We start from the raw sequence: 9956 nt of genomic DNA, 5'->3' as shown, positions 1-9956 counted from the left end.
AATTACGCAGAATAATTCGGTACTATTGAACATCAGGACTAGAGTTGTGAGTTTGGTGTGGTAACTCAACTGATGGCTCTAGTCCTCTTATTTTTCAAGTCAATTTCTTATCCGCGATTCAGGTTACCTAAATTAATCTATAGTTCGATCAATTGCTTGTATTGAATTATGCTTATTTAAGATAATGGCGATTATACGAAATTAGAACAATAAACGTCTGTGAAATCAAAGTGTTTTTTAAATCGATGCTAAACTAAAATAGCATGAATCATCATGCTATTTTGTATTTATAAGAGCCTTCCATGCTGTACCTCATGCCCAAAAAAATCCAACTCGTACCATCTCAAGCCAAATGGCAGCTTGCATCAAATGAATCTGTTTTGGTACTGGTAGGACTGCAAAACCTAAGGATGATGGTAGGTATACAGGACAGCGACCTGATGACTCATCTGATCCAGATCAGCAACAAAGCCAAAGCCCTCGATATTCCTATTGTCGATCTCTATGGCGATGATGTCCTGCAAGGCATGCAGCAGTTGGGTGAATACGCTTCAACCCATCCACAACTGATTTTTGCCGGGCAGATCACTCCGATGCTAAAACAGATTTTACCGCATCTGTATAGCGTGACCGAACAGCTCTGTGTGGTGGATGATGCGATTCTACTGGCCAATCAGGAGCAGCATATCCAATGGATTGAAAATATCTCCCAGCAGGGGCTGCATCATCTGACTAGCTATAGCCTGAACCGGCTTTGGAGTCTCAGTGCGCCCTTGGCATATATCCTGTCCCGCAAAGGCATTTTACTGGCCATAGCCGAACAGCTGGATATGGATGCGCTGGACATCGACCCGCATGAAGACCTGCGTCACTATGGTCTGGATTCGGTGAGTATGGTCAGTCTGGTCGGTTTATGGCGTGCCAATGGTGCCAATATTCGCTATGAAGATCTGCAGTCCAAACCCACACTTCACGGATTGCTGCAGATTTTAACGGACTAAATTTGCCATTTTCAGAAAATTGACATTTTTATTCAGCAAAATCGGAAAAAACGTCTGCAATTTGCGCAAATTGCATTGTAATTGTGGTGCAAGGTTTTTATCATTGCCGCCTTATTTTCGCGATCAGCCTGGAAGTGTACTTTGAGTAATTTTCTAACCGAACACCTGATTTATCGAGATGAAGATTTTATGCTCATCCATAAACCGGCCGGCTTACTCACAGTGCCAGGAAAAACAGCAGATTTACAAGACTGCCTGATCAGCCGTTTGGTCGCCATTGAGCCTAAAACCCTGTTAATTCATCGTCTGGATCGTGACACCTCAGGTATTTTGGTGTTTGGTCTTAGCCGCTTGGGGCAAAACAAGATTTCACGCCAGTTTCAGGAACGCCAGACCGATAAGCATTATCAGGCAGTGGTGGCCGGGCATCTATACGGCGAAGGCACCATTGATGTGCCGGTGGTCTATGATCCAACCCGTCCGCCGTTGCATATGGCCGATCCTTCTCATTCGAAACCGGCGCTTACCCACTGGCAGGCGCTGGAACAGTTTGAAATAAATGGACAGGCGGTTACGCGGGTCAAACTTATTCCAATTACCGGCCGTTCGCATCAGCTGCGGGTGCATATGCAATATCTGGGTCATCCAATTATTGGCGATACCTTATATGCCACGCCAGAGCAGCAACAGCTGTCTCCACGCCTGTGTTTGCATGCGGCGTATTTAAGTTTTCAACATCCTCAAACGGGAGAAACACTGGAGTTTAATTGCCCGGTGCCGTTTTAAGGGAAACATATCCTCATGAATTTAAGCTCACTTTTTGGTGGGCTTTATGTCAAAATATATTGCTTTACGATGTCAAATTTTGCTCAAATGGCAAGCAGTCCTTGAGTGATAACGCGACAGTCCTAACTTCTAGAAAAAGGTGGAAAAATTGCAGCAGTTTGCTATTGGTCAACGTTGGTTGTCAGATACAGAAACAGAACTGGGCTTAGGCGTTCTTATTGATGTAGATGAACGTTCAATCAGCATTTTATTCCCCAAGAGTGACGAAACCCGTGTCTATGCACGTAACAATGCACCTTTGTCCCGTATCGTGTTTAATGCGGGCGATGAAGTACAGGACCAGGAAGGCCTGAAATGGACGGTTCAGAGTCTGGAAGATCGCGGTGGCGTGGTGCGTTATAACGTGGTACGTCAGCTGGAAGATGGTTCAGAAGAACAGAAATCGCTGAATGAAACCCGAATTGGCGCGCAAATCCAGCTGTCTAAACCCTTAGACCGTTTACTGGCCAGCCAGATTGACTATAAAGAATGGTACGACCTGCGTATTGAAGCGCTGTTGATGCAGGCCAATATGCACAGCAGTCCGCTGCGTGGCCTGATTGGTTCACGCGTTGGCCTGATTCCGCATCAACTCTATATTGCCCACGAAGTCGGTAAGCGTTTTGCACCGCGTGTATTACTGGCCGATGAAGTGGGTTTGGGTAAAACCATTGAAGCCGGTCTGATCATTCATCAGCAGCTCAAAACCGGCCGTTCTGAACGTATTTTAATTTTGGTGCCAGATTCACTGCAATATCAGTGGATGATTGAAATGCGCCGCCGTTTCAACCTGCAGTTCTCTTTATTTGATCTGACCCGTACAGCGTCAATTAAAGAACATGACCCGGATTTAAACCCGTTCCTGACCGAGCAATGTATTATTGCTTCTATTGACCTGATGATTGACCACGAAGATCTGCGTGAGCAGGCACTTGAAGCTGGTTTTGATTTACTGGTGGTTGATGAAGCGCATCACCTGATGTGGTCAGAAGAAGAAGGCGGCAATGACCGTTATGATCTGGTCGAAGAATTTGCTGAACAAACGGCCGGTGTGTTGCTCTTAACTGCAACCCCAGAACAGTTGGGTGTTGAAAGTCACTTTGCCCGTTTACGCCTGCTCGATCCTCAACGTTTCAGTTCGTTGGACCGTTTCCTGGATGAAGAAGCGCAATATCAGCAAACAGCCAAAATTGCCGAAGTGCTGATGTCCGACATGCCACTGGAAGAAGGTCATCTGGCCGCTTTGGAAGGCTTACTGGGCCATCGCATTGAAGACCATCCGGAACAGCGTTTCCGCGCCATTCATGAACTGTTAGACCGTCATGGTACCGGCCGTATTTTATTCCGTAACACCCGTGAAGCGATTCAGGGCTTCCCGGGACGGGACTGTCAGCCAGCACCACTGCCAGCCCCAGAGCACTGGGCCAAAGAGGGCAAGTTGCGTGAACAGATGTGGCCAGAAGAAGGCCAGCTTGATGGTGCGTGGATGGAAACCGATCCGCGTGTAATGTGGCTGATGGAAAAGCTGCGCAGCGATTTAAAACACAAAAAAGTGCTACTGATTGCACGTAGTGGTCCGGTGGTGGAAGCGCTAGAAAATGCACTGCGTTTACACGCCGGTATTCGTACTGCGATGTTCCATGAAGGTATGAGCCTGCTGGAACGTGACCAGGCGGCGGCGTATTTCGCAGAAGATTCCTATGGTGCGCAAATCCTGCTCTGTTCGGAAATTGGTTCAGAAGGGCGTAACTTCCAGTTTGCATCGGATTTAATTTTATTTGATTTACCGGCGAACCCGGACGTACTGGAACAGCGAATTGGCCGTCTAGACCGGATTGGTCAGGAAAACCGGATTCAGATTCACGTGCCGTATTTACTTGGCACGGCGCAAGAACGCATGTTCCGCTGGTATAACGAAGCGTTGAATATATTCAGCAATATTTCCCCAACGGCGCAGACCTTGCAGGAAAACTTCATTGTTGAATTAAAAGACTGCTTACTGGCAGATCAAGGCCAGCAGTTTGAAGAATTGCTGGAAGCGGTTAGCGTACAGCGCGAAGCCTTGGAAGCTGAACTGCAGGAAGGCCGTGACCGTTTACTGGAATACAACTCTTGCCGTCCGGTGGTGGCGCAGGAAATTGTCCAGGCGCTGGAAGATTATGATGACAACACTACCTTGCCAATGTTCATGAAGCGCTTTATGGCTTCAACCAACATCGACTTTGATGAACAAAGCAATGGCACAGTCATCATCAAGCCAACAGACCAGATGCAGGTGCAAGGTCTGACTTTAGATGAAGAGGGCATGACTGCGACTTTCTATCGTGATCAGGCTCAAATCCGTGAAGATGCACAATATCTGACTTTGGAACATCCATTTACCGAAAGCGTGATGGAAATGATCAATACCCAAAGCTTTGGTAGTACCAATGTGGCGGTGTTAAAGTCAGCTGCATTACCGCAAGGTTCGGTGCTGCTGGAAGTGTGGTTCAAGGTTGATGTGATTGCACCGAAAGCGCTGAACTTGCCATCAAGCTTGCCGCAGCAATTGATTCGTGTATTGCTGAGTGAAAAAGGTCAGGATCTGTCGCAAAAAATTGCCCCTGAAATCTTAAAACCATATTTACATCATTTAGATGGCAATAGCTGCCGTCAGGTGGTAAAAGCACGCCGCGAGGTGATTGAGCAGCGTTATGCACAGGCATTGGACATTGCCAAAACTGCCTTGCCGGGCTTAAAAGAGCAGGCCAAAGAAATGTATGGCGCGAAATGGCAATATGAAATTGACCGTCTAACGTATCTGAAGCAATTTAACCCAAGCATCCGTGAAGATGAAATCAGCCGTTTGCAGAAATTGCAAAAAGAAGGTTTAAGCCTACTTGACGGTATTGCGGTTACCCCGGAAGCGATTCAGGTGATGGTGGTGGTTAAACCATAACAGTCGTAATTTTTAGAAAAGCACCTTCGTGAACTGCACCCCGAAAGTTGGACACTTTTAGTCTAATTTGAAGGGTGCTTTTTTATGCTGATTTGCCTGACATAAACAGCCCAGCGATCAGTGCACTAGAGTCCGGTAAAATGTTCATGCTAAGATGAGCCAAATTTTTAAAAGATATAACAACGATGGGTAAAGCATTAGTCACTTTAGGCTCTAAAACTTCACATGGCGGTGTGGTTGCTGAATGTGAAAGTTCATTTGTTATTAATGGCATTGCCGTGCATTTAAATGGCATGAAGCATTATTGTCCAAAATGTAAAACTACAGTAGCGGCCATTGCGGCCGATCCAACCACCCAGGTCAAAGGGCGTGGTGTGGTGATTGTTGGTGATAAAACCACCTGCGGCGCAACTTTCTTGCCTAGCCAGAATCTGGTGGTGTCGGCTAAATAAATATATTGGTCAGGCGTAGAGTGTTGAACCAGCCTGGCTAATCTTGAGAATCGCAGCAAAAATTAAAATTACCTCCTGCAAAATGGATTATCTGCTTCAAATACCTTTATGACCAAAACTGTTGTTTATTTTGCCCATGCCAATGGCATCGCCAGTCCTTGCTATCAGACCTTTTTTGATTATTTTGATGCCGATATTGAGCTGAAATATATTCCGGTCATTGGCCTGAATCCGTACTATCCGGTTGAGCCAAAATGGGAAAAACTGGTGGCGCAGGTCATTGCCGATATCGAGTTACAAACACCAAAACAGGCGGTGGTCGGTTTGGGGCATTCTTTTGGCGCGCTGGTGTTGCTGATGGCATCTTATCAACGGCCAGATTTATTTAGCCAGCTGATTTTAATGGACCCGCCTTTTGTGATTGGTAAAACAGCGCCGATATTCGAGTTATTGCAAAAGCTGGGTTCAAAACAGATTGACCGTTTAACCCCGGCCGGGCTGAGTCTGAAACGTAAAGACGCCTGGTCTAGCCGTGAGCAGGCTTATCAGCAGTTACGTGGCAATGCCTTGTTTAAACAGTTTGATGAGCGCTGTTTTCAGGATTTTATCCGGCATGGTCTTAGAGAAGATGAGGCCGGCATCAGCTTACAGATTCCAAAACAGGTCGAGGCAGATATTTTTAGAACTGTACCAAGCTGGTGGTGGCGTTGGCCGCGTAAAGCCCCAAATTTACCGGTGCATTTAATCACGGCAGAGCAGAGTGCTTTTTATAAGCAAGGTTTCCCGCAGGGACTAAAAAAGATATATGGCATTGAGTTTAGTGTTGTAGCGGGTGGGCATATGTTCCCGCTGGAATCTCCTGAGCAGAGCGCACGCGATGTGCAGCAGCGGATTCGATCAACACTTTAAATAAGCAGTTTAAAATCCAGTTAACGGATTTGTGCTTCATCTAAATGGCGTGCGCCTTCGAGCAGCATCCGGATCATGATCATGGTTTGCTCGGCAATGATTTTACGTTCATTGGCGGGCATATCAATCACTTTGGCACCCATATTAAACACCAGCTGGGTAATGGCTGAAGAAACAATCTCCGGATGGGACAGTTTGCTGTTATTCAAACGCTCCAGACGAATCAGGTCATCTTTCAGTTCTTGCTGGAAATAGTTCAGCTGACGTTCCACTGCCTGCTTATAAGACGTCGATCCGGTATAGCCTTCACGCAACAGCAGACTTAAATTACCTTCATCAGCATCTAGCTGTTCAATAAAGACTTCAACCGAGGTGCGGATAATGCTGTTCTGTTTGGATGCTTTTAAACGTGCCTGATTCAGAATCTGACGCAGCACATGGCCGGCCCGGTCAATCAGGGCAATGGCCAGCTCATCAATATCTTTAAAGTGACGATAAAAACTATTCGGTGCAATACCGGCTTCGCGCGCGACTTCACGCAGGCTTAAAGAGGCAATACTTTTTTGGGGTCCGATCAGATTCAGTGCAGCCTGAAACAGCTCTTCCTTGGTAATGGTCGCTTTCCTGCCGACCGTACGCACCGTCATGGGTTCACGGATGTTGGGAACATCTTGGGCAAGAACATCATTACTTATTTTCATGGCAGGCTGAGTCATAGGGTCCAGAGCTGAAAGGCTTTTCAGTAGTATAGCCGTTGTGTGTGAACTTGTGAAATGAATAGAAACAATACAAGCGTATATACAAATATATATACATGTGTATAATAATTGAGAATTCATCGCGTGGTGTAGGCTATGCACGTTATCGAAAAGTCGAAATCTCCCCTCAAATCTCTTGCGAGTGCGATTGTTGATCCGTACTCGGCAAACTTCTGGTTACAAAAAATCAATCCGTTGTGGTCTGTGAATCAGGCATTGGGCAAGATTGTGCAAAAGCAGCAGACCGCGCAGGACACGGTCAGCCTGATGGTGCAGTTCAATCAGAAATTCCAGCTTGGACAGGCGGGCCAACATCACCCGGTCTTTGTCACCATTGAAGGAATTCGCTATGAGCGTACCTACAGCCTGACGCAACTGGATACTCAGCATGTGCTGTTAACCGTTAAAAAAGTCGATCAGGGTAAAGTCAGCAGCTGGTTGGTCAATCAGGCCAATGTGGGCGATATTCTGGAATTTGGCCAGCCTTATGGCGATATGTTGTTGCCTGAAGCGACACAGCCACTCATTTTGCTGGCTGCCGGTAGTGGTATTACCCCAATGTATAGCCTGGTCGATGCTTTGGCCAAATCGGGTCAATTAAAGCAGACCCCGGTTAAACTGATGTACTGGGTAAAAACCTTTGCCGATGTTGCTTTTAAAACCCAGTTTGAACAATGGGCGACACAATATCCACACTTTAGCTTTGACGTGTTTTATACCCAGGCAGGGGAAACACCGGCACAGCGTCTGAATGAAAGCCATCTGCAAGCCCTTGAGCAGATTGAACAGAGCGCAGTCTATGCCTGTGGTCCATCGGGTTTTGCTGCACGGGTAGAAGAACTGTTTGCGCATGCACAACAATTAAAAACTGAAGCCTTTAGCATGAGCCCAATGCTCAATGAAGAAGCTGGTTTTGTGCAGGTGACCTTAACCCAATCGAATAAAACCGTGACCATTCCCAAAGGCCAATCTATTTTGACCAGCCTGGAGCAGCAGAATATTCAACCGAAGCATGGCTGCCGTATGGGAATTTGTAATAAATGTGCCTGCAACAAAGTCGAAGGCTCGACCAAAAATCTGGTGAATGGTGCGCAAAACACCGAACCGGGTAATTTGCTCAAGCTTTGCGTGAATTCGGCACAAACAGACTTAGTTATTGACTTATAAGCGGGTACACTCACTATGAATATGCCAGTCAAATTTGAATATTTTAAAAATCCTAAAAACCGCGAATTAACCCAATTAGAACTGGATGAATTGGCGCGTGAATTAGACGCCATCAAGCAGGAAGTGCTGGATGATTTAGGCGAAAAAGATGCCAAATACATCCGCCGTGTATACTCAACCATCCGTTATGCTTCTATTGCGGGTCGTGCCTGCCTGTTTGCTGGCTGGTTCCCGCCAGCCTGGATTTTGGGTACTGGTCTGCTCGGCTTTGCCAAAATCATGGAAAATATGGAACTTGGCCATAACGTCATGCACGGTCAATATGACTGGATGAACGATCCAAAATTCAACGGTCAGACCTATGAGTGGGATATTGTCGGTACCTCTGAAAACTGGCGTCAAACCCACAACTACAAGCATCATACCTATACCAATATTAAAGGTATGGATGATGATATCGGCTATGGTCTGGTACGTCTGTTCCCAGAACAACGCTGGAAACCGGGTCATCTGCTACAACCGGTTTACAGTATTCCATTCTGTTTACTGTTCCAGTGGGGTGTGGCGATTCAAAACCTGGAACTTGGTAAAGTGTGGATGGGCCGTAAAACCAAGGCTGAGCTGAAAGAAGAGTGGAAACCTTTACAGAGCAAAATCTCTAAACAGCTGTTTAAAGACTATGTGTTCTTCCCGCTGATTGCTGGTCCTGCTGCGTTACCGGTATTCACTGGCAACCTGGTGGCCAACGGGATTCGTAACATCTGGACCTTCAGTATTATTTTCTGTGGTCACTTCACCAAAGATGTTGAGGTATTCCCAAAATCAGTACTGAAAAATGAAAGCCGTGGCCACTGGTATATGCGCCAGATTCGCGGTTCTTCTAACCTGACTGGTTCAGAAGCGTTCCATATTCTGACTGGCCATTTAAGCCATCAGATTGAACACCATTTATATCCGGATGTACCGGCACGCCGTTACCGTCAGATGGCACCAAAGGTTCAAGCAGTATGTGAAAAATACGGGCTAAACTATAACAATGCCAGTCTGGTTAAACAGTATGGCAGTGTGATTAAACGTATTGTGAAGTATGCTTTCCCATTCAAGAAATAGTCTTTCTTGGGACTAAGAACCACTTCTTTTGAAGTGGTTTTTTATTGGTAATGTTTGTATGTATAAGTGGATTTAATTCCATACCTTAGATTCTCAAGTATAGTTATACTTAATAAAAATTATAGTTTTAATAGGGTGGACTTGAAATTGGTTGTTTTTTTGTTAAATTTTGATAAGAAATATTTTTATTTAAACTCTTGTTTTGAGCACTTTTGCCAATTGTTAAGTTAAAAGAACAGTAAATTAATTTCAACACACTCCCTTAGAGTATTTTTAAGTGATATATCTCCCTTTTTTGGTAAATTTTATTGAAGTAAAACAACTTATTTTATATTTATAACAAATTGATTTTTATTTATTTATTTATTTATTCTATTTGAGATAAATTAAACTTTTATGAATTATTAAATATTAATGATAATTATTATTGTTATACAGGTTAGATTAACTACCAATTAAAAACAATGAGCATTTTTGCAAGCTTTGGATTTACGAAATTGTGGTATTTTTCATCAATTAAGTATAAGTAGTGAAGAGAGTAACAAAATGTATAGAAATAGAGATGGTAGCCGTCGATCTATGCAGGCGGGTTTCACTCTAATTGAATTAATGATCACGGTTGCGATTATTGCGATTCTGGCAGCAATTGTTCTCCCTAATTATAGTAATTAACCTGAATCGCGGATAAGAAATTGACTTGAAAAATAAGAGGACTAGAGCCATCAGTTGAGTTACCACACCAAACTCACAACTCTAGTCCTGATGTTCAATAGTACCGAATTATTCTGCGTAATTG

At 44.8% G+C, this 9956-nt stretch carries 8 protein-coding genes and 1 pseudogene; 8 read left to right on the top strand and 1 reads right to left on the bottom strand.

What is annotated here, in order from left to right; translation table 11 throughout:
- Window positions 1-302 precede the first annotated feature (302 nt).
- From FTU86_RS13315 to FTU86_RS13295, 5 genes are all read left to right on the top strand, one after another.
- Window positions 303-1001, top strand: coding sequence for a phosphopantetheine-binding protein (locus FTU86_RS13315; protein WP_180037020.1), 699 nt, complete (start codon window positions 303-305; stop codon window positions 999-1001).
- A gap of 141 nt (window positions 1002-1142) precedes the next feature.
- Window positions 1143-1787 carry an RluA family pseudouridine synthase gene (locus tag FTU86_RS13310; protein WP_163145690.1) on the top strand — a complete coding sequence of 215 codons (645 nt, stop codon included), beginning with the start codon at window positions 1143-1145 and terminating at the stop codon, window positions 1785-1787.
- A 139-nt stretch (window positions 1788-1926) separates the two neighbouring features.
- The gene (rapA, locus tag FTU86_RS13305) at window positions 1927-4764 is read left to right on the top strand and encodes an RNA polymerase-associated protein RapA (RefSeq protein ID WP_104513564.1); all 2838 of its coding nucleotides are present in this window, start codon (window positions 1927-1929) and stop codon (window positions 4762-4764) included.
- Between the two features lie 185 nt (window positions 4765-4949).
- Window positions 4950-5216, top strand: a complete 267-nt coding sequence (locus tag FTU86_RS13300) for a PAAR domain-containing protein (protein WP_005178913.1) — start codon at window positions 4950-4952, stop codon at window positions 5214-5216.
- 108 nt (window positions 5217-5324) lie between these two features.
- Complete coding sequence (locus FTU86_RS13295; RefSeq protein ID WP_180048588.1) at window positions 5325-6125, top strand: alpha/beta fold hydrolase; 801 nt, start codon at window positions 5325-5327, stop codon at window positions 6123-6125.
- Between the two features lie 20 nt (window positions 6126-6145).
- Here the strand turns inward: FTU86_RS13295 and fabR are convergent, their stop codons facing one another.
- Entirely contained in the window at window positions 6146-6772 is a 627-nt protein-coding gene (gene fabR, locus FTU86_RS13290; protein WP_228151050.1) for an HTH-type transcriptional repressor FabR, read from the bottom strand.
- A 207-nt stretch (window positions 6773-6979) separates the two neighbouring features.
- Between fabR and FTU86_RS13285 the strand changes: the two genes are divergently transcribed.
- The 3 genes and pseudogenes from FTU86_RS13285 to FTU86_RS13275 all read left to right on the top strand — a co-directional run.
- On the top strand, window positions 6980-8050 hold the full coding sequence (locus FTU86_RS13285; RefSeq protein ID WP_156189208.1) for a ferredoxin reductase: 1071 nt from the start codon (window positions 6980-6982) through the stop codon (window positions 8048-8050).
- A 15-nt stretch (window positions 8051-8065) separates the two neighbouring features.
- On the top strand, window positions 8066-9160 hold the full coding sequence (locus FTU86_RS13280) for an acyl-CoA desaturase (RefSeq protein ID WP_180048587.1): 1095 nt from the start codon (window positions 8066-8068) through the stop codon (window positions 9158-9160).
- Window positions 9161-9739: 579 nt separating this feature from the next.
- Window positions 9740-9823: pseudogene (locus FTU86_RS13275) on the top strand (prepilin-type N-terminal cleavage/methylation domain-containing protein); the annotation flags it as partial.
- Window positions 9824-9956 lie beyond the last annotated feature (133 nt).

Source organism: Acinetobacter sp. YH12155, assembly GCF_013418255.1.
GTDB classification, from domain to species: Bacteria; Pseudomonadota; Gammaproteobacteria; order Pseudomonadales; family Moraxellaceae; genus Acinetobacter; species Acinetobacter indicus.
The sequence above is the reverse complement of the archived record's forward strand: the minus strand, read 5'-3'. Positions and strand labels throughout refer to the sequence as shown.